Source organism: Vasconcelosia minhoensis LEGE 07310, assembly GCF_015207255.1.
Taxonomy (GTDB): domain Bacteria; phylum Cyanobacteriota; class Cyanobacteriia; order Phormidesmidales; family Phormidesmidaceae; genus Vasconcelosia; species Vasconcelosia minhoensis.
In genome coordinates this window covers 1-1,058 of the sequence record NZ_JADEXG010000161.1, presented here as the reverse complement: position 1 = coordinate 1,058, position 1,058 = coordinate 1, and the positions used below count along the sequence as shown (strand labels likewise).

Sequence of the window (1,058 nt, the reverse complement as noted above, 5' to 3'; positions counted from 1 at the left end):
TAGAGAGCGTTACCACGTGGCAGTACCTCTTCGGGGAATACAAACTTCTGATGCGGCTGGTCTTGCGGCGCCAGCCAGGCCCGGATGCCTTCGTTCAGCAAGATGTTCTTCGTGTAGAAGGTCTCGAACTCGGGGTCTTCCGCCGCCCGGATCTCCTGTGACACAAAGTCATAGGCCCGCAGGTTCAGCGCCAGGCCGACAATCCCTACTGAGGCCATCCATAGGCCCGTCACCGGCACAAACAGCATGAAAAAGTGCAGCCACCGCTTGTTCGAAAACGCAATCCCGAAAATCTGTGACCAGAATCGGTTGGCTGTCACCATCGAATACGTCTCTTCCGACTGGGTCGGCTCAAACGCTCTAAAGGTGTTCGCATTCTCGCCATCCTGGAATAGCGTGTTCTCCACTGTCGCGCCGTGAATCGCGCACAGCAAAGCACCACCTAGCACACCGGCCACGCCCATCATGTGGAACGGGTTCAGCGTCCAGTTGTGGAAGCCCTGCAAGAACAGCAGGAAGCGGAATATCGCCGCCACCCCGAAGCTCGGTGCAAAGAACCAGCTCGACTGGCCCAAGGGGTACATCAGGAATACTGACACAAACACCGCAATCGGCGCGCTAAACGCAATTGCGTTGTAAGGCCGAATCCCCACCAGCCGCGATATCTCAAACTGCCGCAGCATGAAGCCAATCAGCGCAAACGCTCCGTGCAGCGCCACAAACGACCATAGGCCGCCAATCTGGCACCAGCGCACAAAGTCGCCCTGCGCTTCCGGTCCCCACAGCAGCAAAAGCGAGTGGCCCATGCTGTCAGCCGGGGTCGAAACCGCTACCGTCAGAAAGTTGCACCCTTCCAGGTAGGAGCTCGCTAGCCCGTGGGTATACCACGAGGTGATGAAGGTGGTGCCGGTCAGCCAGCCCCCAATCGCCAGATAGGCGCAGGGAAACAACAGCAAACCAGACCAGCCTACGAAGACAAATCGGTCGCGCTTTAGCCAGTCGTCCAGGATGTCGAACCATCCCCGACTCGCTCGCGCTCTTCCCATTGCTATGGTCAT

The 1,058-nt window shown here is 58.2% G+C and carries 1 protein-coding gene; it reads right to left on the bottom strand.

Features of this window, described 5'->3' with window-relative positions:
* On the bottom strand, positions 1 to 1,058 hold a 1,058-nt coding region (gene psbD, locus IQ241_RS25265; RefSeq protein ID WP_193912586.1), incomplete at both ends, for a photosystem II D2 protein (photosystem q(a) protein).